Annotated in this window: 26 protein-coding genes and 1 pseudogene; 14 read left to right on the forward strand and 13 right to left on the reverse strand. The window is 70.1% G+C overall.

Annotated features, from left to right (window positions below; genetic code table 11):
• Positions 1-15: 15 nt before the first annotated feature.
• Positions 16-1,152: a sensor histidine kinase gene (locus AW272_RS24920; RefSeq protein ID WP_066369767.1), complete on the forward strand. Its 1,137-nt coding sequence runs from the start codon at positions 16-18 to the stop codon at positions 1,150-1,152.
• On the forward strand, positions 1,149-1,817 hold the full coding sequence (locus AW272_RS24925) for a response regulator (RefSeq protein ID WP_066370388.1): 669 nt from the start codon (positions 1,149-1,151) through the stop codon (positions 1,815-1,817). Before AW272_RS24920 ends, AW272_RS24925 begins: the two co-directional genes overlap by 4 nt.
• Here the strand turns inward: AW272_RS24925 and AW272_RS24930 are convergent.
• Positions 1,798-2,568 (reverse strand): class I SAM-dependent methyltransferase, encoded by a 771-nt coding sequence (locus AW272_RS24930; RefSeq protein WP_439649160.1) that lies wholly within the window; start codon positions 2,566-2,568, stop codon positions 1,798-1,800. The genes AW272_RS24925 and AW272_RS24930 overlap by 20 nt on opposite strands.
• 181 nt (positions 2,569-2,749) lie before the next feature.
• The gene (locus AW272_RS24935; protein ID WP_066369774.1) at positions 2,750-3,145 is read right to left on the reverse strand and encodes a YciI family protein; all 396 of its coding nucleotides are present in this window, start codon (positions 3,143-3,145) and stop codon (positions 2,750-2,752) included.
• Between the two features lie 25 nt (positions 3,146-3,170).
• Here AW272_RS24935 and AW272_RS24940 point away from each other — a divergent pair, with 25 nt between their 5' ends.
• Both AW272_RS24940 and AW272_RS24945 read left to right on the forward strand, forming a co-directional pair.
• Entirely contained in the window at positions 3,171-4,388 is a 1,218-nt protein-coding gene (locus tag AW272_RS24940; protein WP_245657714.1) for an RNA polymerase sigma factor, read from the forward strand.
• A 166-nt stretch (positions 4,389-4,554) separates the two neighbouring features.
• Entirely contained in the window at positions 4,555-4,980 is a 426-nt protein-coding gene (locus AW272_RS24945) for a winged helix-turn-helix domain-containing protein (RefSeq protein WP_066369778.1), read from the forward strand.
• 414 nt (positions 4,981-5,394) lie between these two features.
• Here AW272_RS24945 and AW272_RS46080 read toward each other — a convergent pair whose 3' ends face one another.
• Positions 5,395-5,805 carry a pentapeptide repeat-containing protein gene (locus tag AW272_RS46080; protein WP_369408769.1) on the reverse strand — a complete coding sequence of 137 codons (411 nt, stop codon included), beginning with the start codon at positions 5,803-5,805 and terminating at the stop codon, positions 5,395-5,397.
• Here AW272_RS46080 and AW272_RS24950 point away from each other — a divergent pair.
• On the forward strand, positions 5,708-6,835 hold the full coding sequence (locus AW272_RS24950; protein WP_218011048.1) for a zinc-dependent alcohol dehydrogenase family protein: 1,128 nt from the start codon (positions 5,708-5,710) through the stop codon (positions 6,833-6,835). The two genes, AW272_RS46080 and AW272_RS24950, sit on opposite strands and share 98 nt — an antisense overlap.
• A gap of 70 nt (positions 6,836-6,905) precedes the next feature.
• Here AW272_RS24950 and AW272_RS46085 read toward each other — a convergent pair.
• A pseudogene (locus AW272_RS46085) lies at positions 6,906-7,199 on the reverse strand (helix-turn-helix domain-containing protein); the annotation flags it as partial.
• On the opposite strand from AW272_RS46085, the gene AW272_RS42355 reads away from it, so the two are divergent.
• Positions 7,198-7,461: a hypothetical protein gene (locus tag AW272_RS42355; RefSeq protein ID WP_066369779.1), complete on the forward strand. Its 264-nt coding sequence runs from the start codon at positions 7,198-7,200 to the stop codon at positions 7,459-7,461. The pseudogene AW272_RS46085 and the gene AW272_RS42355 sit on opposite strands and share 2 nt — an antisense overlap.
• A 116-nt stretch (positions 7,462-7,577) precedes the next feature.
• Here AW272_RS42355 and AW272_RS45680 read toward each other — a convergent pair whose 3' ends face one another.
• Positions 7,578-8,711 carry a lytic polysaccharide monooxygenase gene (locus AW272_RS45680; RefSeq protein ID WP_275527314.1) on the reverse strand — a complete coding sequence of 378 codons (1,134 nt, stop codon included), beginning with the start codon at positions 8,709-8,711 and terminating at the stop codon, positions 7,578-7,580.
• Positions 8,712-9,084: 373 nt separating this feature from the next.
• Here AW272_RS45680 and AW272_RS24965 point away from each other — a divergent pair, with 373 nt between their 5' ends.
• Both AW272_RS24965 and AW272_RS24970 read left to right on the forward strand, forming a co-directional pair.
• Positions 9,085-10,029: a tyrosine-type recombinase/integrase gene (locus AW272_RS24965; RefSeq protein WP_083958644.1), complete on the forward strand. Its 945-nt coding sequence runs from the start codon at positions 9,085-9,087 to the stop codon at positions 10,027-10,029.
• Positions 10,026-10,412, forward strand: a complete 387-nt coding sequence (locus AW272_RS24970) for an ACT domain-containing protein (protein ID WP_218011049.1) — start codon at positions 10,026-10,028, stop codon at positions 10,410-10,412. Before AW272_RS24965 ends, AW272_RS24970 begins: the two co-directional genes overlap by 4 nt.
• Here the strand turns inward: AW272_RS24970 and AW272_RS24975 are convergent.
• From AW272_RS24975 to AW272_RS45230, 3 genes are read right to left on the reverse strand one after another with little or no spacing between them, the layout of a single operon-like run.
• Positions 10,385-11,233, reverse strand: a complete 849-nt coding sequence (locus AW272_RS24975) for a phosphotransferase family protein (RefSeq protein ID WP_218011050.1) — start codon at positions 11,231-11,233, stop codon at positions 10,385-10,387. The genes AW272_RS24970 and AW272_RS24975 overlap by 28 nt on opposite strands.
• On the reverse strand, positions 11,230-12,417 hold the full coding sequence (locus tag AW272_RS24980) for a hypothetical protein (RefSeq protein ID WP_066369782.1): 1,188 nt from the start codon (positions 12,415-12,417) through the stop codon (positions 11,230-11,232). Before AW272_RS24980 ends, AW272_RS24975 begins: the two co-directional genes overlap by 4 nt.
• A gap of 40 nt (positions 12,418-12,457) precedes the next feature.
• Complete coding sequence (locus tag AW272_RS45230; RefSeq protein WP_245657715.1) at positions 12,458-12,955, reverse strand: SigE family RNA polymerase sigma factor; 498 nt, start codon at positions 12,953-12,955, stop codon at positions 12,458-12,460.
• Between the two features lie 72 nt (positions 12,956-13,027).
• Here AW272_RS45230 and AW272_RS45235 point away from each other — a divergent pair, with 72 nt between their 5' ends.
• Positions 13,028-13,903, forward strand: a complete 876-nt coding sequence (locus tag AW272_RS45235; RefSeq protein WP_066369783.1) for a hypothetical protein — start codon at positions 13,028-13,030, stop codon at positions 13,901-13,903.
• Between the two features lie 2 nt (positions 13,904-13,905).
• Here the strand turns inward: AW272_RS45235 and AW272_RS24995 are convergent, their stop codons facing one another.
• The 3 genes from AW272_RS24995 to AW272_RS25005 are packed head-to-tail and all read right to left on the reverse strand — an operon-like array spanning position 13,906 to position 16,288.
• The gene (locus AW272_RS24995) at positions 13,906-14,712 is read right to left on the reverse strand and encodes an NAD-dependent protein deacetylase (protein ID WP_066369785.1); all 807 of its coding nucleotides are present in this window, start codon (positions 14,710-14,712) and stop codon (positions 13,906-13,908) included.
• Positions 14,712-15,944: an RNA polymerase sigma factor gene (locus AW272_RS25000; protein ID WP_066369790.1), complete on the reverse strand. Its 1,233-nt coding sequence runs from the start codon at positions 15,942-15,944 to the stop codon at positions 14,712-14,714. The genes AW272_RS24995 and AW272_RS25000 overlap by 1 nt, the downstream gene beginning before the upstream one ends.
• Entirely contained in the window at positions 15,941-16,288 is a 348-nt protein-coding gene (locus tag AW272_RS25005; protein ID WP_066369793.1) for a YciI family protein, read from the reverse strand. Before AW272_RS25005 ends, AW272_RS25000 begins: the two co-directional genes overlap by 4 nt.
• A gap of 232 nt (positions 16,289-16,520) precedes the next feature.
• On the opposite strand from AW272_RS25005, the gene AW272_RS25010 reads away from it, so the two are divergent.
• Positions 16,521-17,477 (forward strand): ATP-binding cassette domain-containing protein, encoded by a 957-nt coding sequence (locus tag AW272_RS25010; RefSeq protein WP_066369797.1) that lies wholly within the window; start codon positions 16,521-16,523, stop codon positions 17,475-17,477.
• A gap of 197 nt (positions 17,478-17,674) precedes the next feature.
• Positions 17,675-18,424, forward strand: a complete 750-nt coding sequence (locus AW272_RS25015; protein WP_066369800.1) for an ABC transporter permease — start codon at positions 17,675-17,677, stop codon at positions 18,422-18,424.
• Positions 18,425-18,432: 8 nt separating this feature from the next.
• On the opposite strand, the gene AW272_RS25020 is transcribed toward AW272_RS25015, so the two are convergent.
• Positions 18,433-19,545 (reverse strand): winged helix DNA-binding domain-containing protein, encoded by a 1,113-nt coding sequence (locus AW272_RS25020; RefSeq protein ID WP_066369802.1) that lies wholly within the window; start codon positions 19,543-19,545, stop codon positions 18,433-18,435.
• Positions 19,546-19,809: 264 nt separating this feature from the next.
• On the opposite strand from AW272_RS25020, the gene AW272_RS25025 reads away from it, so the two are divergent.
• The 3 genes from AW272_RS25025 to AW272_RS25035 are packed head-to-tail and all read left to right on the forward strand — an operon-like array spanning position 19,810 to position 22,743.
• Entirely contained in the window at positions 19,810-20,457 is a 648-nt protein-coding gene (locus AW272_RS25025; RefSeq protein WP_245657716.1) for a lysophospholipid acyltransferase family protein, read from the forward strand.
• A 44-nt stretch (positions 20,458-20,501) separates the two neighbouring features.
• The gene (locus AW272_RS25030) at positions 20,502-22,112 is read left to right on the forward strand and encodes a penicillin-binding transpeptidase domain-containing protein (protein ID WP_245657717.1); all 1,611 of its coding nucleotides are present in this window, start codon (positions 20,502-20,504) and stop codon (positions 22,110-22,112) included.
• Between the two features lie 40 nt (positions 22,113-22,152).
• Positions 22,153-22,743 (forward strand): ArsR/SmtB family transcription factor, encoded by a 591-nt coding sequence (locus AW272_RS25035; protein ID WP_174551856.1) that lies wholly within the window; start codon positions 22,153-22,155, stop codon positions 22,741-22,743.
• A 6-nt stretch (positions 22,744-22,749) separates the two neighbouring features.
• Here AW272_RS25035 and AW272_RS25040 read toward each other — a convergent pair whose 3' ends face one another.
• Positions 22,750-23,130, reverse strand: a complete 381-nt coding sequence (locus AW272_RS25040; RefSeq protein WP_066369812.1) for a VOC family protein — start codon at positions 23,128-23,130, stop codon at positions 22,750-22,752.
• Between the last annotated feature and the right edge of the window lie 154 nt (positions 23,131-23,284).

The following is a 23,284-nucleotide window of genomic DNA, read 5'->3' on the forward strand; positions in this document are numbered from 1 at the left end:
TTACGCTCGGACGCGATGGACGTCTCCCCCCGCCGCCCCCGTGACTGGATCGTCGACTCGCTGCTGTTCGGGTTCGCGGTCGCCTTCGGCCTGTTGTCCGCCTGGGGGCGGGTCTCGACGGGCCACCAGTTCATCCACCCGGTCCTGTTCAACCTCGACCAGGTGCTGGGTGTGCTGGGCTGCGTGGCCGTGTGGTGGCGGCGTCGTTTCCCGGTCGAGCTGGCTCTGGTCACGGTCGTGATCGGGTCGTGGTCCGAGCTGATCGCCGGGGCGACGATCGTGGCACTGTTCAACCTCGCCGTGCACCGTCCCCCTCGGGTCACCGGTGGGGTGTTCGGGCTCAGCCTGCTGTCGTGCGTCGCCTACGCCGTCCTGCGTCCCGACCCGGCCGATCCCGGCCCGGTGGTGTTCCTGCTGGGCGCGTCCATCTATGGCATGGTCACCGGCTGGGGCATGGTGATCCACCACCGGCGCCAGCTCGCCACGTCCCGGCGCGACCGGGAGGATCAGATGGCCACCGAGGTACGGCTACGCGCCGAGCAGGCCCAACTGCAGGCCCGGGAGGCGATCGCCCGGGAGATGCACGATGTCCTGGGTCACCGGTTGTCACTGCTCAGCGTGCACGCGGGCGCGCTGGAATTCCGTCCGGACGCGCCACCGGAAGACGTCGCCCGTGCGGCCAAAATCATCCGCGAGAGCGCCCACCAGGCCCTTCAGGATCTGCGCGACGTGATCGGCGTGCTGCGAGCCCCCGTACGCGAGCTTCCGCAGCCGACCCTCGCCGAGGTCGGCCGTCTCACCGAGGAGTCGGCGCGGGCCGGCATGCGGGTGACGCTGACCGAGAAGATCGAGGGTGAGGTGCCCGGCCTGATCGGGCGGACCGGCTACCGCATCGTCCAGGAGGGCCTGACCAACGCCCGCAAACACGCCCCCGGTGCGGCTGTGGAGGTGGCGGTCACCGGCGCGCCCGGGCTGGGGCTGACGGTCGAGGTGCGCAACGGCCGTCCACCCGGTGATCCTTCCATCCACTCAGGCGGACAGGGTCTCAACGGCCTGGCCGAGCGGGTGGCACTGGCCGGGGGCCGGCTCACCCACAACGGGCAGTCTGACGGCGGCTGGGTGCTGGCGGCTTGGCTACCCTGGCCGTCATGACCATCGCCGTGCTGATCGTCGACGACGACCCGCTGGTCCGGGCCGGCCTGACGATGATGCTCGGCGGCGCCGCCGACCTCCGCATCGCCGGTGAGGCCGCCGACGGCTCCCAGGTCGCCGGCCTCGTCGACACCCTGACGCCCGACGTGGTCCTGATGGACATCCGCATGCCCGTCATGGACGGCCTGGCCGCGACCGAACTCCTGCGCTCGAAGCCGAACGCCCCCGAGGTCATCGTGTTGACCACGTTCGACGCCGACGAGCATGTCCTGCGGGCCCTGCGGGCGGGCGCGGCCGGGTTCCTGCTGAAGGACACGCCTCCGGCCGAGATCGTCGAGGCGGTGAGGGAGGTGGCGCGCGGCAACCCCGTCCTGTCGCCGCAGGTGACCCGCCGCTTGATGGACCGCGTCGCCGAAACCGGCCCCGACCGGCGCAAAGCCATCGCCGTGGCGAAGCTGGAGACCCTCAACACCCGCGAACGCGAGGTCGCCGTGGCGGTCGGTCACGGCCGGTCGAACGCCCAGATCGGCGCCGAACTCTATTTGAGCGTCCCGACGGTCAAGACCCATGTGTCGAGCATCCTGGCCAAACTCGGCTTCAACAACCGGGTGCAGATCGCCCTGCTCGTCCACGACGCGGGTCTGATCAGCGAAGCGCCTCGATGAGAATCCGCTGCGAGTGGGCAACGAAAGGCCCGTGCCGCTCGATGAAGTCGTCCAAGATCTCTAGACGGTCGCGATAGGCCTCGACCGTGAACCCGGGAACCGTCCAGATGACCTTCCGCAGGAACACCACGACGGCCGCGACGTCGAAGAACTCCATCCGCAACGCCTCGTGCCGCATGTCGATCACGTTCAGTCCGGCCCGTTCGGCGGCGGTCACGAGCCCGACGACGTCGACACCGGAATGCGTCGTCAGCGGATCCCGCTCGCGACGGCCTCCGGTGAGGGGTCCCATCATGAACTCGGTCAGTTCCCGCACCGATCCCGACCCGACATGCTGGGCCAGATAGCGCCCGCCGGGCGCCAGCACCCGGGCGATCTCGTCCCAGCGGGTGGCGACGGGATGCCGGGAGACGACGAGATCGAAGTGCCCATCGGGGAAGGGCAGGTCGGCGTCGTCGGCAACGTGGGCGACGGTCCCGCTGAGGTTTCGCCGGGCGATGGCCAGGTTGGGCTCCCACGATTCGGTCGCCGCCACCACCGGCGGCAGAAGCGGAACCGACGCCAGTACCTCACCCCCACCGGTCTGCACATCAAGCAACGCCTTCGCCGACGCGGCCCGGTCGGCGAGCAACCGCGCATACCCCCATGAGGGCCGCTGCTCCGTGGCCCGCCCGTCGAACCAGGAGAAATCCCACCCCTCAACGGGAACCGCCACGCCTTCAGCCAGACGATCACCAAACATGCGAACCACGATGCCGTGCGCCGAGCCGCATTCCCACCGATTAACCTCGCCGCGTCCATCCAGCTCGAACACCCCCCGCCACACGTGCACCTGGACCTGGCCCCGAGCACCCAAGGACAGGCCAGATCGCGTCTCTCTCCCCGCTACGCGTACACCAGCCCGCACACATCGAAACGACCCGGACCGCGGCTCAGCGCTCGCCGCGGTCCCGCTCCTCCTCCACTCGTTCGTCCAGCTCAGGTACCTCGAAGACCTCGCGGATCTCGATGCCCTCCTCGCCGTCCTGGACATAGGGCATCTTCAGGGCCCAGGCCACCGCCTCCTCCTTGGACGCCACCTCGATGATCCAGAACCCCGCGATGACCTCCTTCGTCTCGGTGAACGGACCGTCGATCACGACGGCCTTTCCTTTCCTGTACGAGAGCCGCGCCCCCGTCGCCATCGGGTGCAACGCCTCGGCGGTGCGCAGCACGCCGGCCTCGGTCATCGAGGCGTTGTAGGCGCGCATGGCCTCGATGAGTTCGTCACTGGGCAGCACCCCGGCCTCGCTGGCCTCGCTCCCCCGGCCCATGATCATGAATCGCATCCGCCCAGTCTGGTGGAATGTCCCGGTGACCAACAAGGCGCATCACGCGGCGGAAGAGGTCTGGCGGACCGAGGCGCCCCGGGTCATCGCCGGCCTGACCAGGCTCACCGGCGACGTCGGCCTGGCCGAGGAGCTGGCCCAGGACGCGCTGGTGGCGGCGCTCGAACAGTGGCCCCGCGACGGCATACCGAACAACCCGGGGGCATGGCTGACCACGGTCGCCAAGCGCCGCGCCATCGACCAGTTCCGCCGGAGGGAACGCCACGACGAGAAGCTCGCCGAACTGGCGCGGCGCGAAACGGACGTCGAAGAACAACCCGACCCGGACGCCATCGAGGACGACGTCCTGCGCCTGGTCTTCATCGCCTGCCATCCGGTGCTCACCACCCAGACCCGGGTGGCGCTGACGCTGCGTATGCTCGGCGGGCTGAGCACCGACGAGATCGCCCGCGCGTTCCTCACCCCGGAGGCCACCCTCGCGCAGCGGATCTCCCGCGCCAAGAAGACCCTCGCCAAGGAGCGCATCCCGTTCGAGGTCCCGCCCCGCGAGGAGCTGGGCGAACGTCTGGAGGCGGTGCTGGAGGTCATCTACCTGATCTTCAACGAGGGCTACACCGCGACCGCCGGCGACGACTGGATCCGCCCCCACCTGTGTGAGGAGGCGCTGCGGCTGGCCCGTCTCCTGGAGGACCTCCTGCCGAAGGAACCCGAGGTTCACGGCCTGCGGGCCCTCTTGGAAATCCAGGCGTCACGCCTGAACGCCCGCACCGACGCCGACGGCGACCCGATCCTGCTCCTCGACCAGGACCGTACAAAATGGGACCGCACCCGCATCACCTCAGGCCTGACCGCCCTCGAAAGCGCAGGCCAGGGCCCCTACGCACTCCAGGCCGCCATCGCGGCCTGCCACGCCCGCGCCGAGACCGCCGACGCGACCGACTGGGGCCGCATCGCCGACCTCTACGCCCGATTGGCGGAGGAGGTCCCGTCGCCGGTCGTCGAACTGAACCGCGCCGTCGCGCTGTCGATGGCCTACGGCCCGCAAGCCGGTCTGGCCCTGGTCGACGAACTCACCGAGGACCCGGCACTGGAGGGCTACCACCTGCTGCCCAGCGTCCGTGGGGATCTCCTGGCCAAACTGGGCCGCGACGAAGAAGCCCGGGCCGAGTTTCGGAAGGCGGCGGACCTGACTAGAAACGAGCGGGAACGCGCGCTGCTACTGGCTCGCGCGAGAGAATCTTGACGATCATGAACATGCCCGTAAAAGCCCGAGTCTGACCTTCATCGCCGCCTGCCACTACGCCGCCTGCAACGCCGCGCAAGCCTGAACGCGCCGGCCGGTACTTCGCCCCGAACTTTCCATTCTCACCACCTTCCCAACTCTTATATAAGACATTAGAGTCCTGGGTATGGTGAGAGAGATTCCGAAGTACGAGCAGATCGCCAACGACCTACGCCAGCGCATCACCTCCGGCGAATTCCCTCCCGGCTCCAAACTCCCCTCCATCAGCGACCTGGAGAGCAGCTACGGCGCCTCCATGGGCACCGTCGAACGCGCCCTGGAGATCCTGCGAGGCAAACGCCTCATCCGCACCCACCAAGGCATCGGATCCCTGGTCCAAGGCGGAACCGAGAAATCCGAGCACGTCCTGGACCTGCCCGACGGCAAACAACTCACCGTCACCGCCTACGACACCGGCGCCATCCGCATCCGCATCAACCACGCCCCCTATGTCCTGAGCGACATCAGCCTCAAAGGCGGCGCCGACGACAGCATCACCGTGGAACTGTCCCCCGGCGGCCAAGGCAGCGCCGCCTACACCGGCCGCGTCTAACCCCGGCCAGTTCTCCGGGTCAGTTCCCGCCCACACTGGCGACACCGGAACCGTCCGCCGCCAGCCAAGCGGTGCGGGGTCGCCCACCCACCCCTGCACCGTCCCGCCCGACCGCAACCCGACCACACCCCGGGCACCCGCCCGGGAACGCCGGCACCCACCCCCGACACCCTCGACGACGCCCTTCAGCCGAAGGGAGGCCCATGACCATGACCGCGCATCAGCCTGCTGGATTTCGCACCCGGCATGACCCTCACACTCTCGCCGTGCCGCCCTCGACTGCCTTTGTATCGAAAGCCTGATCGAGTCCGACCGCGAAGAGGTCGTCGACTACCGGCTGGCAAGAAACAGGCGACTGCTCACCCGTGCCCTAAGCGGCCACCCTCTTTGACACCTGCGGTTGCCGCATCGTGTTCAACCGCTGAACAGGGTCGGTGTCGGCCTGTTTACAAGCGGCAGCATGTTGCCGCGCACGATCTTTGTTGCCGGGTTGTCGGCTCCTGGGACGCGTTCGCAGTCGGCCAGGTTGTGCTCGAACAGCGGGAGTGCCCGGCCCAGGTCTCCCGTCGCCTCATAAGCGCCGGTGAGATTGTTGCGGGATCGCAGGGTGGAGGGGTGGTCGCCGCCCCGTCGAACCGGGCGTCCTCGTAGAAGATCGCCCCGCTGAGGTCGGCGTCCGTATCGTCGTCGCTGATGAAAAGTCGCGTCGGCGAACACGGCGAGTCCGGTGAAGGTCGCCCTCTCGAACCGGGCGTCCCCGGAGAAAGTCGCGCCGGATCGTGCGCGCGACACTGAGAGAACCGCCCGTCCCAGCGCGTCGCGCATCCAGCACCACGATGACACCGATATGACTGATCCGATGAAGGCCGTTGTTCTCGCCCGTTTCGGAGGGACCGATGCTTTCGAGCTGCGCGACGTCTCCGTACCGCGAGTCGAACCCCGCCAGGTACGGGTGCGTGTCCATGCGACCGCCGTCAACCCGCTCGACTATCAGATCCGTCGCGGAGACTACGCGAATCATGTGCCGCTCCCGGCGATCATCGGGCACGACATCTCGGGCGTGATCGAGGAAGTCGGATCCCACGTGACCGAGTTCCGCGCCGGCGATGCGGTGTACTACACGCCCCGGATCTTCGGCGGCCCCGGCTCCTACGCCGAGCAGCACATCGCCGACGTCGACCTCGTCGGCCAAAAGCCGGAGAACCTCAGTCACCTGGAGGCGGCGAGCCTGACTCTCGTCGGCGGGACGGTCTGGGAGTCCCTGGTGAGGCGAGCTCAGCTCACCGTGGGGGAGACGATCCTCGTCCATGGAGGCGCGGGTGGTGTCGGCACGATCGCGATCCAGATCGCGAAGGCGATCGGCGCACGAGTGATCACCACCGCGAAAGCCGGCGACCATGAGTTCGTGCGCTGTCTCGGAGCGGATGCGGCCATCGACTTCACTTCGGCGGACTACGTCGATGCCGTGGCCGAGATGACGCGAGGCAAGGGGGTCGATGTCGTCTTCGACACGATCGGTGGCGACACGCTCACACGAAGCCCGGCCACGCTCGCCGACTTCGGACGCGTCGTCAGCATCGTCGACATCGCGCAGCCGCAGAACCTCATCGAGGCGTGGGGCAGGAACGCCGCCTATCACTTCGTCTTCACACGACAGAACCGAGGAAAGCTCGACGCGCTCACCACGCTGGTCGAGCGCGGTCTCGTGAAGCCGGTCATCGGCGCGGTTCTTCCGCTCGCTCGAATGGGCGAGGCTCATGAACTCCTGGAGAACAGGCGGTCGTATGCACTCCGCGGCAAGGTCGCGATCGATGTGGCGGGCGAAACTGTGGCGCTTCCCCCTCGCATCTCGTAGCGGAACGCTCCAGGTACTCGGACGATGATCGCGGTGGTCGGCTCCGCCCGGAGAAGGTGGCGCGGTACTCCGAGGGGGACACATTCAGGAGCCGGCGGAAACGCAGTCGGAGGTTCGATCCGATTCCCAGGCCGACCTGGTCCGCGATGCGGTCGACCGACAGCCTCGTGCTCTCCAGGAGTTCGCGGGCGGTGTCGACCCGCGCCCGGAGGATCCACTGCGGCGAGGTGCCGCCGGTCTCTTCGGCGAAGCGGCGCAGAACGTGCGGGGCGACATCCGCGCGTGTGCGGCGAGTCCGGCGATCGTGAGCTGCTGGTCGAGCCGCGTCGTGGCCCATTCGCGCGTCGCGGCGAGGGTTCGCCATGGGCTGCCGAGCTGGTCTTCGGCAGGTACTGAGCCTGACCCCCGATCCGGTAGGGCGCGGTGACGAGTCCTCGTACGATCTCGTTCGCCGCGCTCCCGCCGACTCCCAGCGGAAATACGCGTCGACGACGTACGTTTACGCCGCCCGGGAGTTCTTCGCCACCGGCAAGGGCTTCCTCGACGCGGTCGTGCTCAAGTCGGAACCGAGGTTCCTGGGACCGTACGAGACCGCGCTCGACACGGCGCTCGCGAAACGTTCATAGCCCCGCCTGCGGAGATGTCACCGGCGTTGGCCAGGAAGGCGGGCCGCCGGTTATGGTTCCCGTGACCTCGTGACCGCGGAGACCCGCCACGCCCTGCCGTGGCGGGTTTCTCGTGCCTATCGGCAGGTGCCGGGCGTGACCGTCGGGGTGCCGGCGCCGCTGAAGTTCGACAGGAAGCCAATCGTGATCGCGCCGCCCGGCGGGATCGTGGTGTTCCACGCCATCGGACGGAACGTCAGCGTCGTGACGCTTTGGGTGTAAGCGGCGTTCCAGGCCGAGGTGACCGTGGTGCCGGAGGCGACGGTCGCGGTGGCCGTCCACGAGGAGATCGGGGTCGTGCCGGTGTTGCGTATGGTCACGCTGCCCTGGAAGCCGCCGTTCCAGGCGGTCGCGATGCCGGCCGTCACGGTGCACTGGCCCGAGGGGGTGGGCGTCGGGCTGGGGCTGACCGGCGGGCACGAGGGCGCCGGGGTGGGCGCGCCGGGCTCACACCCGCCAGGGAAGGTCGGGCTGGGGCTGACCGGCGGGCATGACGGCGCCGGGGTGGGCGCGCCGGGCTCACACCCGCCGGGGAACGTCGGGCTGGGCTGGGGCGTGGGGCTCTGGGTGCCGCCGAAGACCACGTCGGAGCAGCTGTAGAAGGTCTCGGCGCTGTCGCTTCGGGTCCAGACGGCGTAGATGACGTGCCTGCCGGACCGGACCGGCAGGGTGGCGGTCCAGCGGTAGGAGCCGTTGGCGAGGGCGGGCTGCGGGTCGGCGGTGAAGAAGGGCTGCTCCTCCATCATCGACCAGGTCAGCGGCTGGCTCGGGTTGTAGCCCTGCTTGGTGACGTAGAGGCGGAACGCGCCGGGGTGGGGCACCCAGGCGCCGTAGACGAAGTTGTAACTGGCGCCCGAGGGCAGGTTGGTCGAGGGCCAGTCGGTCCGGGGCAGGTCGTAGGCGGCGTACTTGGTGTTGCCGCCGGAGCAGAGCTGTCCGTCGGGGATGTAGCCCCGGGTGCGGCCGGCGCCGTCGGAACGCAGCACGCCGTACCAGTCGTAGAGAGGCTGAGTTCCGCCCTGGGCGACGGCGGCGGCGCACGCGGGGTTCTTCGGGATGATCTGCCCGCCGCTCAGGCCGTCGAGGTAACAGGCGTAGGTGCGGCTGGCCGGATTGGTGGTGGCGCCGTGGGCCTGCGCCGACGGCGATGCGACGACCATCGCCACCAGTGCCGCCAAGGCGGCCACCACGGCGATCAGGGGTCGGGTCACGATGCGGTCCTCTCAGTCGGGGGCATGCGTCGTACGCCCTCCGGAAAGACGGCCCACCCGAAACAGGGGGCCCGATGACCTGCGTGACGATCCGGACGATGACACCGGCCCGGCCGGGCCGTCGAGGAGACGGCCCGGTTCCCGGCGCTGACCAGGGAAGACTTTTGAACGTTTCAGCCGCAGTAGATGTCGGCGATCGTGGGGGCACCGCGGTGAAGGATGTGCGGCCGTGGTGTCCAGATTCTCATCACCACCCGCAACCCGGAAACGAACGCGAACAGGCCCGCACCAAAACTCTGACGATCACAAGCCGACCCGAAACGAGCGTTGGGCGGGCCATGTTCCAAGCCCCCACGGGAGTATCCTGACGATCATGAGTCTGCCCGAACGCGTGATCGACGGCGTGGTGGCCCGGGACGGGCAGGCGGTGCTCGATCGGCTGACCCAGGCCTGGCTGTTGTCGTTCGCCTCTCCTCACACCCGTTCGGCCTACGGCTCTGACCTCGCTCAATGGCTGGCCTTCTGCGAGCGGCACGAGATCCACCCACTGCGGGTCATCCGCGTCCACGGCGACGCGTTCGCCCGCTGGCTGGAGCCCGTCTCCCCGCGCACCCTCGCCAGGAAACTCTCGGCCATCTCGTCCTGGTACGCCTACGCCACCGACGAGGGCGTCCTGGAGGCCAACCCCTTCACGCGGGTGCGCCGCCCCAAGGTCGAGCGCTTCCAGTCGGAGACGGTCGGGCTCACCGAAGACGAGGCCCGGTCCCTCGTGGCCGCCGCCGACGCGATGACGGGGCCGACGGCGCGTCGCACCGCCGCGTTCATCCGGCTGATGATCGAGCTGGGGCCGCGCGTGTCGGAGGCGCTCGCGGCCACCGTCGACGACCTGGGTCACCAACGCGGCCACCGTACGCTCAGGATCGTTGGAAAGGGTCAGAAGACCCGCGTCCGGAACCTGCCCCCGGCCACCGCGGTGGCGCTCGACGCCTATCTCGACGAGCGCGCCCGTCTCGCGGGCGTCGCCAGGGAGAAGCTGGCGGGGCCGCTGTTCGCCACCGCCGGGGGTCGCGCGCTCGATCGCGCCGACGCCTATCGGCTGGTCGTGAAGGTCGCCAAGGCCGCGGGGCTGGAGTCGAAGGTGACGCCGCACGCGCTGCGGCACACGTTCGCGACCGTCGCCAGCGATCGGGGCGCGTCGGTGAAGCAACTGCAGCAGGCGCTCGGGCACGCGAGCTCCTCGACGACCGACATCTACATCCACAGCCGCGACAACCTGGAACGCGACCCGTCGCAGATCGTCGCGGCGGTGATCGGATGATCCCCGGCGAGAGCGACCTCACGACGCTGCTGGCGAGCCTCGATCCGGTGCTGCACGACGGCGTCTACGTCTTCGTCACCGCCGGGGAGACGCCGCCCGGCGTGACTCCGGTGCTGACCTTCACCGAGCCCGAAGGGCTCACCCTCGTGGTGCCGGAAGGACAGGCGGAGGGGGTGTTCCCGTGCCGGTGGATCACACTCCGGGTGTATTCGTCGCTCGCGGCGGTCGGCATGCTGGCCGCCGTCGCCGCCGCGCTCGCGGCCGAGGGGATCCCGTCGAACGTCGTGTCGGCCTATTTCCACGACCACCTGTTCGTGCCGCCCGACCGGGCCGGCGACACGCTGCGGGTGCTGGGTCAGTTGGCGAACGTCCAGGCCAGGTGAGACAGGCCCTCGTCGGCGTAGTGTCGCGCGCCGGGCTGGGTGAGGCCGTAGGCGATGTCCTCGATGATCGCGCAGCGGGCGTAGAACCGGGCGCGGACCTCCGCGTCGGGGCCCGCGTCCCCGCCGTGTTCCCGGTAGCAGCGCAGGGTTTCGGCGAACACGTCGGGGCCGAGGTCGCGCAGGATCAGGCCGAGGTCGTAGGCGGGGTCGGAGATCGCGGCGTCGGTCCAGTCGATGACGCCGGTGACGTCCTTCCCATCGGTCAGGACGTGTTCGCAGCCGAGGTCGTTGTGGCAGAACGCCATCCGCTTCGTCTCGTTCCTGGGCGGGTCGGCCCGGAGGAACTTCTCGACGACGCCGCGCAGGTCGCCCGGCACGTGGTCGCGCACGACCTCGTGGTATTCCTCGATGGTCCCGGCGAGCCAGGCGTAGAACGGGTCATCGTCGACCTCGACCAGTCCCTCGACCCGTTCGGCGGGCACCGCGTTCACGGCGGCGAGAAAGGCCCCCAGTGGTGCGGCGACCGCGATCCCGAGCCGGCTGTCGAGGGGTTCACCCGCCAGCTTTCTGTACGCCATCACGCCCGCCGCCTCGTCCACGAACAGGACCCGGGGAACGGGAACAGGTGAGACCTCCGCGACGACGGCGAGGAGCCGGGCCTCCCGGCGGACCGCCTCGGCGCCGCCCTCCTTGCTGCCGCGCACGATGAGGTCGCCGTCGACCTCGAAGGCGACGTTGTCCCAGCCTTCCCCGAGCTTGACCACCGAACGGGCCGGACGGCCCAGATGACGCGCCACCAGGGCGCCGATCCCGTCGATCACGAGCCGGAGACTATCCGCCGCAGGTCGATGATCACCAACGTTTCGGCACCCGTCCTATGCGCGCTGAGCATGTCCCGGCGGTCGACGGTGACGGCGATCGTCGTGTATGAGCCCCCGGCGTTCACCGGGATGTTCAACTCCAGGCTGCCGGCTCTGCCGGTGGTCACGTCGACGAGGTACTGCTCGGACTCGCCGGAGCGGGCGTCGTGCAGCCCCATGATCCGGTCGGCGGCCAGCCCGAACGGCACTCCCGGCAGCACCCGTTCCCTCGTCCCGTCCCGGCCCCGCACGAACGCCGTGCCGTCGGCGCGCAGTCCCGAACAGGTGGACACTCCGCAGGTCACGTTGGTGTCGCCCGGCTGGGAGGTGGCCTCGGAGATCTCGCCCGTCTCGAGGTTGACCAGGCGCTGGAACGTGATCTCCGTCCCCGTGCCGGCCGGCTGGAAGGCGCCCGCCCACGGCCACTCCAGCAGGAACAGCCCCTGCCCGCCGGGCACCGGTTCCGGCCGTCCGCCGGTGACCGGGACGCTGAACACCCCCTCGGTGGCGGAGTAGACGAGCCGGTCGCCGCGCAGTTCCATCCGTCCCGGGACGTGCGGAAGCCCGCCGGGCAGCCGCCGGGCGGGGCCGCCGGACAGCGGCGCCTGCCACAGGACCGCCGACGTGTCGGTCTTGACGTGCCAGATCAGCCGGTCGCCGGCGACGAGGAAGCCGTCGGAGATCTCGCCCTTCCGGGTGGGGACCTCGGTGACCTTGCGCGTTTCGCGGGTAACCCGGTCGTGGGCGTAGACGGCGTTGGCGTTCTCGTGGGAGCCCCAGGTCGACAGAAGGGTGGTCCGGTCGTCGACGACGACCAGCGCGCGCAGGCGGCGGCCGTCGAAGGTCGCCGGGACGACCCGGACCGCCTCCGGCCACACCTTCTCCACCGGCGGCGACCCGACCACCTGTTCGTGCGTGATGGCCGGGAGGGACGGGTTGATCACCACGGGCTCGGGCGTCTCGTGCCGCACGGCCAGCAAAGTCCCGGCCGCGACCAGCGCGACGGCGGCGGCCGAGGCGAGCAGCCGGGTGCGCGCCCGGCGGCGGCTCCGCTTCCCGACTCCGGCCAGCAGGTTTCGCGGGGCCGCGGGAGCGTGGGCGGCGGCGTGCCGGAGGGTCGCGCGCAGGTCGTCTTCGATGGTCATCTCAGGCTCCCCTCGGTTTCGCTGCGCATGGTCGCGGCCGTCATCGCAGGCTCCTGTCGGTCTCGGTGTCGCCGATGACGGCCCGCAGGCGGGCCAGGGCGTGGCTGGCGTGGCTGCGTACGGTCCCCGGGGAGATGCCCAGGAGGCGGGCGATCTCGGCGTCGGTCAGGTCCTCGTAGTAGCGCAGCACCAGCACGGCGCGCTGTCTGCGGGGCAGCACGGCCAGGGCCCGCCACAGGCCCTGTTCGCGGTCGGCGGGCCGGTCGTCCTCCCAGGGAGTGTCGGGCGGGTCCCATGTCAGGTTCTCGCGGCGCCGCCATCGCCACACGCTGATGTGCAGCCGCGCCATCGTGACCCGCACGTACGCTTCCGGGTTGTCCCGCCGCCGGACGCGCGGCCACGCCCGGTGCAGCCGCGCCAGCGCCTCCTGGGTCAGGTCGGCCGCGTCGTGGGAGTTGCCGCTCAGGACGTAGCCGTACCGTAAGAGGGCGTCGCCACGTTCGGCGGCGAACACGGCGAAGTCGGGGTCGGGGCTCACACCACCTAGACGGTAGAGGCCCCGGAAGTGTTGAAACCCGGTCGAGATACAGGGGCGATACGCTCCCGCCCCATGATCCCCCGCCCCGTGTTCGACCCCGCGCTGGGGGAGCCGATCACCGCCCAGGTCACGGCCGCGCTGGACCGCCGCGACTGGCCCGCCGCCCGCGGTCTGCTGGCCGGCGCGGACCCCGGCGTCCGCGCCTTCACCCTCCGGGTGGCCGCCTCCCGGCCCGGCCTCCTCGACTCGATCGGCCGCCACGACGACGCGGCGGCCCTGCTGCTGCGGGGCGCGCACGAAGTGATCACCGCCTGGCGGGCCCGCCCCGCCGAAGGCCAGGCCGCGTTCGCCGCCCGCCTGAAAGCCGCCGAGGTCCACCTGAGCCGGGCCGTCGAGGCCGACGTCGACGATCCGCACGCCTGGACCTGGCTCGTCAACACCGCGACCGGCCGGGGCCTGGACCGGTCGGAGGCCCGGCGCCGGTTCGACGAGGCGGTCAAGCGCGACCCCGGCCACCACGACGCGCACGTCGCGCTGCTCCGCAACCTGAGCGCGACGTGGGGCGGCAGCCACCGGGGGATGTTCGCCTTCGCCAGGGAGACGGCCCTGACCGCCCGCCCCGGCACCTGCCTGCCGGCCCTGATCCCGACGGCCCACCTGGAACACCTGTGGTCGGGCGACGCCGACACCCTCCGCACCGCCGAGGTCGTGGCTGAGCTCCGCGCCGCCGCCCTGACCTCGGTCCTGCACCCGGTCCATGTGGACGGCCCGGTCCGCCTAGTGTCGCTGTCATGGTTCGCCCTGGCCTTCGTGATGGCGGGCGACCACGAGTCGGCCCGCCAGATCTTCGGCCTGCTCGGCGACGTGGTGACCGAGCACCCGTGGAAGGTCTACGGCGACCCGGTGGAGACGTTCACGACGATGCGGGAAAAGGTCGGTCAGGTCTGAGATCAGCCGGTCGCGGCCAATTCGGTCAACGTCTCCCCGAGAGGCGCGTCGAGCTTGAGCAGCGCCTGCGCGTCGCCACCCGTCGGCCCCTGATTGACGATCGCGATCGGGATGCCGAGCGCCTCCGCGCGGTCGACGAAGCGCCGTCCCGAACGGACCGCCAGCGACGATCCCAGGACCAGCAGCAGCCGCGACGCCGCCACCATCGCGAAGCACTCGTCGACCCTCGGCTGGGGCACGTTCTCGCCGAAGAACACCACGTCGGGCTTGAGCAGCCCGCCGCAAACTGCGCAGTCGACCACCGTGAACCCGGCCACCAGGTCGTCGGACAGCACCGCGTCGCCGTCGGGGTTGATCGGACCGACCGCCGTGTCGAAGCCGGGGTTGGCCGCCTTCAGGCGGGCGTCGAGTTCGGTGCGAGGAATCCGCACCCGGCAGGCCAGGCACGCCACCCGGTCGAGCCCGCCGTGGAGTTCGATCACGCGGCGGCTTCCCGCCGCCTGGTGGAGGCCGTCGACGTTCTGGGTGACCACGCCGTCGAGGAGGCCGAGCCGCTCCAGCCGGGCCACCGCGTGATGGCCGGCGTTGGGTTCCACGCGGCCCATGTGGCGCCAGCCGACGTGGCTGCGCGCCCAGTAGCGGCGCCGGGCGACGGCGCTGGTGGTGAAGGTCTGGTAGGTCATCGGGTCGGCCCGGCGGGCGCGGCCGGTCTCGCCCCGGTAGTCGGGGATGCCCGACTCGGTGGACAGGCCCGCCCCGCTGAGGACCACCACGCCCCCGTCGCCGACCAGGCCGGCGAGTTCTCGCATCACCAGTCCATTCTGGGGTCCGCCTGGCGTGCCTTGTCCTCCAGGTAGCGCCGTTCGGGCAGGCTCGCGGTCTGTCGCGCGGCCTTGGCGTAGGCGACGCGGGCGCCGTCGAGGTCTCCGGCCATGTCGAGCAGGTGGGCCCGGACGGCCTCCACCCGATGATGGCCCTTCAGCCGGGTGTCCTCTTCGAGCGCGGTCACGAGGTCGAGGCCGGCGGCGGGCCCTTCGACCATGGCGACGGCGACGGCGTGGTTGAGGGACACCATGGGGCCGGGCCAGAGGCGCTGGAGGGCTTCGTACAGGACCAGGATCTGCGGCCAGTCGGTCTGGCCGGCGGTGGGGGCCTCGTCGTGGACGGCCGCTATGGCCGCCTGCACCTGGTAGGGGCCCAGCGGGGCCGACCGCAGGGTGTCGGTGATCAGGGCGATGCCCTCGGAGATGACGATCTTGTTCCAGCGGGACCGGTCCTGGTCGGCGAGGGGGACCAGGGTCCCGCCGGGGCCAGTGCGGGCGGGGCGGCGGGCGTCGGTGAGCAGCATGAGCGCCAGCAGTCCGGCGACCTCGCCGTCGTCGGGCAGCAGGCGGTGCAGGCGGCGGGTCAGCCGGATCGCCTCGGCCGTCAGCTGGACGTCGAGCAGGCCCGCCCCCGCGCTGGCGGCGTAGCCCTCGTTGAAGATCAGGTAGAGGACGTGCAGGACGACCGCGAGCCGCCCCTCCCACTCCTCGACCGGCGGCGGTTCGAACCGCGCCCCCGCTTCCCTGATCGACTGTTTGGCGCGGCTGATGCGTTGCCCCATGGTCGCCTCGGGCACCAGGAACGCCCGCGCGATCTGCCCGGTCGTCAGCCCGCCGACGGCCCGCAGCGTGAGCGCGACCTGCGACGACGGCGAGATCGACGGGTGGCAGCACAGGAACAGCAGGGTGAGGGTGTCGTCGTGCCGCTCGACGTCGTCGCCCGGTCCCGGCATGGCGGCGACGCGTTCCTCGCGGCGTTCGCGCGCCTGTTCGCCGCGTGCCTCGTCGGCCAGGCGGCGGGAGGCGACCGTCACGAGCCACGCCTTCGGATTGGCCGGAATGCCCTCCATCGGCCACTGCAGGGCCGCCGCCAGCAGAGCCTCCTGGACGGCGTCCTCGCAGGCGTCGAAGCGGCCCCAGCGGCGGACCAGCACCGCCAGCACCTGCGGCGCCAGCTCGCGCAGCAGGCGGTCGGTCACCGCATCCAAACCGGTCATGGGCCTTCGAACACCGGCCGTATCTCAACGGCCGAGAATTCGGCCTCCGGCAGCATGGCCGCCAGCTCGACCGCCCGCTCCGCCGTGCATTCGACGATGTAGAGACTGGCCAGGAACTCCTTGGCCTCCACGAACGGCCCGTCGGTCACCACCGGGACGCCGTCGCGCACGCGTACGGACTTCGCCTGTTCCTCCCCCTCCAGCCCTTGCGCCTGGAGGAGTTCGCCTGTTTCGCGAAGCTTGGTGATCCAGGCGTCGTGGCGTTCGACCAGTGTCTTGAAGTCCTCGGGCGAGAACGCCGCGAACCCCGCCTGGTTGCCGTAGATCATCAACGCGTACTTCATGGATCCGACCGTATCGCTCCCGATCAAAAAATCTTCAAAAAGTGATTGCCGCGCAGCTCACAGGCTGTTTTCACCTTCCGTACGTCGTCAGCACTCTACGGCGTTTCCGCAGGTCAGAGTGAACGTGAACGTACATTTCACGTTTGCCTGGGCACCCGGGGCGGGGTCACTATGGAGTGATCCCCAACCCGCCCCCACCAGGGGTTTCCTTGGCATGCCCGAAGGAGCTTCCGTGATCCACGCTCGTGGTCTCACCAAGACGTACAAACTCAAGAAAACCACCGTCGACGCGGTCCGCGGCGTCGACCTGGACGTGGAGCCCGGCCAGCTCGTCGCCTTCCTCGGCCCGAATGGCGCGGGCAAGTCGACCTGCCTGCGCATGCTGACCGGCCTGCTCCCGCCCACGTCCGGCACCGCCCGCGTGGCCGGCCACGACATCACGACCGAGCAGACGGCCGTGCGCTCCCGGATCGGCTACATCGGCCAGAAGAACGGCGCCGGCGAGACCTTCCGCATCGGCGACGAGCTCGTCACCCAGGGCCGCTGCCACGGCATGCCCCGCCGCGAGGCCAAGGCCCGCGCCGAGGAACTCCTGACCGTGGTCGGCCTGGACGGCCTGTTCGCCCGCAAGCCGTCGACCCTGTCCGGCGGCCAGCGCCGCCGCCTGGACATCGCCCTCGGCCTGATGAACCGCCCGCCCCTGCTGTTCCTGGACGAACCCTCCACCGGCCTCGACCCGGCCAGCCGCGCCGACATCTGGTCCCACATCCTCCAGCTGCGCGCCGACCACGGAATGACGCTGTTCCTGACGACCCACTACCTCGACGAGGCCGACGCGATGGCCGAACGCGTCATCGTCATCGACCAGGGCCGCATCATCGCCGACGGCACCGCCCGCCAACTGAAAAGCGATCTCGCGGGCGACCGCCTGACGGTGACCCTGCACGACGCCGCCGACATCCCCCGCGCGGCCGAACTCGCCGGAGGGTTGCCGGGAGCGGCCGACATCACCTCGGACGGCCCCAGACTCACGCTGCGGGTGGCCGCCGCCGACCGGGCGCTGCCCGAATACGTGCGGGTGCTGGATGCGGCCGGTCTGAAGCTCGACACGGCCGAAAGCTCCCGCCCGACCCTGGACGACGTGTTCCTCGCCCTCACCGGCCGCACCATCCGCGAAGAAGACGCCTGAACCAGGACTCGCAGACATTCACCCGGCCCGAGCCAACCCCGCGATGCTCGCTTCCTTGGCGACGCGGTCGCCTTCCCCGGACCCGCGGGTCGTTCCGGCAACCAGCCGCCGTCGGCGGCATCGGGAGACCCTCATCACCGCCGCACCTTCCCCTCACCACGCGGGCGCATGCAGCCTCGCCTGATTTGGAGCCCCCCATGGCCTTCTTCCGTGACACCGCCACGATCTTCTCCCGCGAGTTCGCCCCCGTCTGGCGAGATCCCCTCTCACTGGCCTTCAGCATGGCCCAGCCCCTGCTGTTCCTCTATCTGTTCGGCCCGCTGCTGGCGGAGGGCACCGCCACGCCCGGACCCGCCTGGCAGTGGTTCGTGCCCGGGATTCTGATCATGATGTGCCTGTCCGGGCCATTGATGTCCGGATATTTCCTTCTCATCGACCTCATCGGCGGTTCCATGGAACGCCTGCTGGTCACCCCGGTCAGCCGGACCGCCCTGCTGATCGGCCGCACGCTCAAGGAGTTCGTCGTCCTGCTGGCCCAGGCCGTGCTCATCATCGGCCTCGCCATCCCGCTCGGCCTCGAACTGCACGCCCCGGGTGTGCTGACCGGGCTGACGCTGCTGGTGGTGTTCGGGATCGGGCTCGGCGCGCTCTCGTTCGTGCTGGCCATGATCTCCGCGCCCGGCGGGGAGCTGTTCTACGGCATCACCCAGATCGTCATGTTCCCGCTGCTGCTGCTGTCGGGCGTGCTGCTCCCGATCGAGAACGGGCCGGGCTGGCTGCAGACCGCCGCCTCGATCAACCCCGTCACCTACATCGTGGAGGCCGAACGCGCCCTGTTCACCGGCGGGTTCATGGAAACCCCGGTCCTGTACGGCGCCCTCGCCGCCCTCGTCACCGCCGCCCTCGGCCTCTATCTGGGGAGACGGCGCATGGCCCAAGGGCTCTAGCCCCGTCTCTAGCCCCGGAACGCCACCTCGTGGGAGGCGGCGTCGTGGTGGGTGAACTCCAGCAGCCGCTTGGCCTCGGCGACCAGTTCGGCCTTGGCCCGGATGGGGACCTGCTCCAGCGGGGTCAGGATCAGCGCCGCCCCGGCCTTGGTGGACGTGATCGTCCACAGCCCGGCCACCTTGCCGTCGACCAGGAACGACGGCTTGAGCTGGCCGTTGGCCTTCACGTAGACGTGGTCCTTGTGGGCGTCGGGCAGGATCCGGGTGCGGCGTCCGGGCGCGTAGGCGAGCAGGGTGCTGTCGAACCACGGCAGCAGCCGCACCGGCGCCTCGGCGTCCTCCCCGGGGCGGGGCGCGCCGGGGAGGTCGAACAGGGTGCGGCCGTCGTCGTCGGTGTCGCGCACCAGATCGGGCATGGCCTCCAGCGCGTTGCGTACCGGCGTGATGTTCCAGGCGATCCACGACGCGACGTCCTCCGCGGCGGCCGGCCCGAACGCGCCCAGATGACGGCGGATCACGAACTCCAGCGCCTCCGGCAGCGGCGGGAGCTCCTTGACGGGGCCGCGCGCGTAGAGGACCGGGGTGCGCCGCGACCACTCCCCCTCGGCCGGGACGCGGATGAAACCGACCCGCATCACCACCGACGTCCACCGGTAGAGACGCTGCAGCTCGATCTCACGGTCGGAGAACACGCCCGGGTTCGCGACCACCCACGCGTCGATCGCGGCCACCAGGTCGGGGCCCGGGCGCGGCGTCTCACCCATCTCGCGCACCATGGCGAGCAACTCGCCGATCTCCGGTTCGGGACCGGCCCGGAACGAGCCCACCTTCGATGCCGCCGACACCGCCGCGTAGGCCGGATAGTCACCCGGAGTGACGGTGTGGATGGTGCCGCGCAGCAGCGTGCCGGTCACCAGGTCGCCGGTCGCGTGGGCCTGCCAGGGCGACGCGGGCGGGCACTCGTGGGCGCGGGCCCACAGGGCCGGGCCCAGCGCGGGCCAATATTGCATCTGCAACGCGCCGATCCGCTCGGCCACCCCGGGCAGGGGCAACCGCATCCGCTCGAGCAGTCCCTGCCGCGCGAGCAGGGCACGATTGAGGGCACGGATCGTGATCGGCATGCCGCCAGCCTACGGGCCCGGGAACAGCAGGCCCCCGTGTGTGGTTAACTACGTAGTGCCGGTGTGGATGTGTCCCCCGGGCCGCATTTACCGCCTTCACGGAATACCGTTCGGCTGGAACCGTGTTGTGCATCTCGCCGAGGAGGCGACCACCACACCGGCCTAAAACGTTCTCCACGATGCCCCGCCACCGCGCGGGGCATCGTCGTGTACGGGTCGTGGCGACACCTAGGCTTGGAGCGGTCAATCGAGGGAGGAGCCCCCTTGTCGTCGCTGTTCTACCGCGCCGCCAAAGTCGTCAGCATCCCGGTGATGCACGCCGTCTGGCGGCCCCGCGTCGAGGGGATGGAACACGTCCCCGAGAGCGGTCCGGCGATTCTCGCCGCGAACCATCTGTCCGCTCTCGACTCCTTCTTCCTGCCCGCGCTGATGCCCCGCCGGGTCACCTTCGTGGCCAAGAACGAATACTTCACCGGCAACCCCATCACCCGCATGATCATGAGCGGCAACATCGCGATCGACCGCGAGAGCGCCGGAGCCGCCCAGGCGATGCTCGACGCCGCCGCCGGAGTCCTCGACGAGGGCGGCCTGTTCGGCATCTATCCCGAGGGCACCCGCTCCCCCGACGGCCGCCTCTACAAGGGCAAGATCGGCGTGGCCTGGCTGACCCTGACGACCGGCGCGCCCGTCATCCCCGTGGCGATGGAGGGCACCGACAAGGTGCTGCCGCCCGGCGCGTCGGTGCCGCGCGTCCACCGCATCAGCGTGAAGATCGGCAAGCCGATGACCTTCGAGGGCGACGCCGCCAAGGCCCGCGACCGGCGCGAGGTCACCGACCAGATCATGGACGCCATCCGCGAACTTTCCGGCCAGGAATACGTGCCCAGTTACGCCAAACGGCCCAATGCGTAACAAATCCCACTTTGTAACGAATGGGGTTCGCTAAGCTCGTCCGCGTGCGGGGACGAACGATAGCGATCATCTCGGTGGCCGGCGTGGTCGCCGCCGCGGGCGGCGGCGCCGGAGCCTGGTGGGTGCTGCACACGCGCGGCACCCCTCAGGAGACGGCCCGGCTCTACGCCACCGCCTGGGTGGCGGGCGACCTGGCGGCGATGAAGACGCAGCTGGTCGCCCCGGTTCCGGCGACCTTCGACACCGTGACGGCCTCGATCGCCAAGGACCTCAAGGCGACGTTCAAGGACGTCACACTGGGCGACGTCGCGCCCGCCGGCGAAGACCGCTACCAGGCGTCCTACACGGCGACCCTGGACATCGCGGACGTCGGGCCCTGGACGTACCAGGGAACCTTCGACCTGGTCGTGTTCGACCGGCAGTGGAAGGTCGACTGGAAACCGCAGGCACTCCACCCCGGCATCGACGGCACCGCCAAACTCGCGCTGAAGACGACGTGGCCGCAGCGGGCCGCGCTGACCGACGCCCAGGGCAACCGCATCGACGGGGGCGACGTCGGCGGCTCGGTGCAGCAGCTGGCCGGATTCCTCGACAAGGCGACCGCCAAGGACATCGCGAAACTCGGCCCCGCCTACCGGAAGAACCAGGCCATCGGACGCGGCGGCCTGCAGGAGACCTTCCAGAAGCGCCTGGCCGGCACCCCCACCACCGACATCATGGCGGGCGACAAACCGCTGGAGTCGATCAAGGGCGAGAAGGGCGAGGCGGTCCAGACCAGCCTGGACATGACCGTCCAGAACGCCGCCGCCAACGCCATCCGCGACCTGGACAAGCCCGCGTCGCTCGTGGCGATCCGCCCCTCGACCGGCGAGATCCTCGCCATCGCCAACAACCGCGGCGACTTCAACCGCGCCCTCAACGGCCAGTACGCCCCCGGCTCGACCTTCAAAACGGTCACCGCCGCCGGTCTGCTGGCCAAGGGTGTCGGTCCGGGCGAGAGCGTGACCTGCCCGGAGAACGCGAACGTCGGCGGCCTGAAGATCCGCAACAGCGACAACGCCGAATACGGGACGATCAGCTTCAGCGACTCCTACGCCTACTCCTGCAACACCACCTTCGCCCCGCTGGCCCAGGAACACCTCGGCGCCGACGGGCTGTACAAGACCGCCGGCAGCCTCGGCTTCAACCAGCCGCTGAACATCGGCGTCCCGGCGACCAAGGGCAGCATGCCGAAGGCGACCTCCGACGCCGAACTGGCCGCCGAGTCGTTCGGCCAGGCGAAGATCATCGCCAGCCCGCTGGTCATGGCTTCGGTCGCCGCCGCCATCGCCGACGGGACCTGGCGGCCGCCGACTCTCGTACCGGGCCTGAAGCAGAAGGCCGAGGAGATCCCGCTGGCCGACGGTGTGGCCGACGGGCTGCGCGGCATGATGCAGGCCGTGGTCTCGAAGGGCACCGCCAAGGCGGCCGGGCTCCCGAGCGGCTCCTACGGGAAGACGGGCACGGCCGAATACGGCAGCGGCCCCAAGCTGCCCTCCCACGCGTGGTTCCATGGCTATCGCAAGGACGTGGCGTTCGCCGTCGTCGTGGAGGGTGGCGGCGGAGGCGGCAAGGTGGCCGCCCCGGTCGCGGCCGACTTCCTGCGTGGCTTCTGACCTCTTTGACAAATTTTATTGTCGGTGAGACGCTGACGCCATGCTCGAAGTGGCGGTGATCGACGATCCCGCGGCCGCCGAAGTGTCCCTCGACCCGGTCCGCGTCCGCATCCTGGCCGAACTCGCGCAGCCCGGTTCGGCCACCCAGCTCGCCACCAAGATCGGCCTGCCCCGGCAGAAGGTCAACTACCACCTCAAGACCCTCGAGAAGCACGGCCTCGTCGAACTGGTCGAGGAACGCCGCAAGGGCAACGTGACCGAACGCGTGATGCGCGCGACCGCGGGCTCCTACGTCATCTCCCCCGCCGCGCTGGCCGCCGTCGAGCCCGACCCCACCCGTCGCCCCGACCGCCTGTCGGCGGCCTGGCTGCTCGCCCTGGCCGCCCAGCTCGTGAAGGACGTCGGCACGCTGATCACCCGGTCGGAGCGCGCCCAGCAGAAGGTGGCGACGTTCGCCGCCGACGGGACGATCCGCTTCGCCAGCGCCCGCGACCGGGCGGCCTTCGCCGAGGAACTGGCGGCCGCCGTGGCGTCACTCGTGTCGAGATACCACGACGAACAGGCGCCGGGGGGCCGCGACCACCGGGTCGTCGTCGCCCTGCATCCGGCCATCACCCGCCAGGAACCCTGACGAGCGTCAAAGTGGGTTGATGCGCGCCTTGAGCAGGCAGAACTCATTGCCTTCCGGGTCGACCAGGACGTGCCACGGCTCCTGTCCCGTCTGACCGATGTCGGCCAGGCGCGCACCGAGCTTCAGCAGGCGTTCGAGCTCGGCGTCCTGGTCGCGGTCGGTGGGGTTCACGTCGATGTGCAGCCGGGACTTCCCCGCCTCGGGCTCATCCCTGCGGCTCAGGATGATCGTCGGCTGCGGACCGCCGAATCCCTCGCGCGACCCGATCTCCAAGGAGCCGTCGTCTTCACGATCGAGCACGACGAAATCCAGCACCTCGCACCAGAATCGCGCCAGCACCTCAGGGTCGCGGCAACTGAGCACGAGCTCACTGATACGACATGCCATCACAGAACCTGCTCTCAGCTTGGGAGTCGCCGGGGCCGCACGGGCTCCCAGCGATGAAAACATGCCCGCGACCGTATCGAACGAGACGACCGTCAATGACGGAATCCGGCGCCTCAGCCGGTCGGGTGGCCGGCCAGGCGGAGCCGTAACGGAA

It is taken from the genome of Herbidospora mongoliensis (assembly GCF_001570545.1).
GTDB classification, from domain to species: Bacteria; Actinomycetota; Actinomycetes; order Streptosporangiales; family Streptosporangiaceae; genus Herbidospora; species Herbidospora mongoliensis.

Bases quoted from the DNA above. Each gene is read 5' to 3' on its own strand.
- AW272_RS24920 (WP_066369767.1), top strand. From the start codon at position 16: ATGGACGTCTCCCCCCGCCGCCCCCGTGACTGGATCGTCGACTCGCTG.
- AW272_RS24925 (WP_066370388.1), top strand. From the start codon at position 1,149: ATGACCATCGCCGTGCTGATCGTCGACGACGACCCGCTGGTCCGGGCC.
- AW272_RS24935 (WP_066369774.1), bottom strand. From the start codon at position 3,145: ATGCGATTCATGATCATGGGCCGGGGGAGCGAGGCCAGCGAGGCCGGG.
- AW272_RS24945 (WP_066369778.1), top strand. From the start codon at position 4,555: ATGGTGAGAGAGATTCCGAAGTACGAGCAGATCGCCAACGACCTACGC.
- AW272_RS46080 (WP_369408769.1), bottom strand. From the start codon at position 5,805: ATGCGCGACGCGCTGGGACGGGCGGTTCTCTCAGTGTCGCGCGCACGA.
- AW272_RS42355 (WP_066369779.1), top strand. From the start codon at position 7,198: ATGGGCTGCCGAGCTGGTCTTCGGCAGGTACTGAGCCTGACCCCCGAT.
- AW272_RS24965 (WP_083958644.1), top strand. From the start codon at position 9,085: ATGAGTCTGCCCGAACGCGTGATCGACGGCGTGGTGGCCCGGGACGGG.
- AW272_RS24970 (WP_218011049.1), top strand. From the start codon at position 10,026: ATGATCCCCGGCGAGAGCGACCTCACGACGCTGCTGGCGAGCCTCGAT.
- AW272_RS24980 (WP_066369782.1), bottom strand. From the start codon at position 12,417: ATGACCATCGAAGACGACCTGCGCGCGACCCTCCGGCACGCCGCCGCC.
- AW272_RS45235 (WP_066369783.1), top strand. From the start codon at position 13,028: ATGATCCCCCGCCCCGTGTTCGACCCCGCGCTGGGGGAGCCGATCACC.
- AW272_RS24995 (WP_066369785.1), bottom strand. From the start codon at position 14,712: ATGCGAGAACTCGCCGGCCTGGTCGGCGACGGGGGCGTGGTGGTCCTC.
- AW272_RS25000 (WP_066369790.1), bottom strand. From the start codon at position 15,944: ATGACCGGTTTGGATGCGGTGACCGACCGCCTGCTGCGCGAGCTGGCG.
- AW272_RS25005 (WP_066369793.1), bottom strand. From the start codon at position 16,288: ATGAAGTACGCGTTGATGATCTACGGCAACCAGGCGGGGTTCGCGGCG.
- AW272_RS25015 (WP_066369800.1), top strand. From the start codon at position 17,675: ATGGCCTTCTTCCGTGACACCGCCACGATCTTCTCCCGCGAGTTCGCC.
- AW272_RS25020 (WP_066369802.1), bottom strand. From the start codon at position 19,545: ATGCCGATCACGATCCGTGCCCTCAATCGTGCCCTGCTCGCGCGGCAG.
- AW272_RS25035 (WP_174551856.1), top strand. From the start codon at position 22,153: ATGCTCGAAGTGGCGGTGATCGACGATCCCGCGGCCGCCGAAGTGTCC.
- AW272_RS25040 (WP_066369812.1), bottom strand. From the start codon at position 23,130: ATGGCATGTCGTATCAGTGAGCTCGTGCTCAGTTGCCGCGACCCTGAG.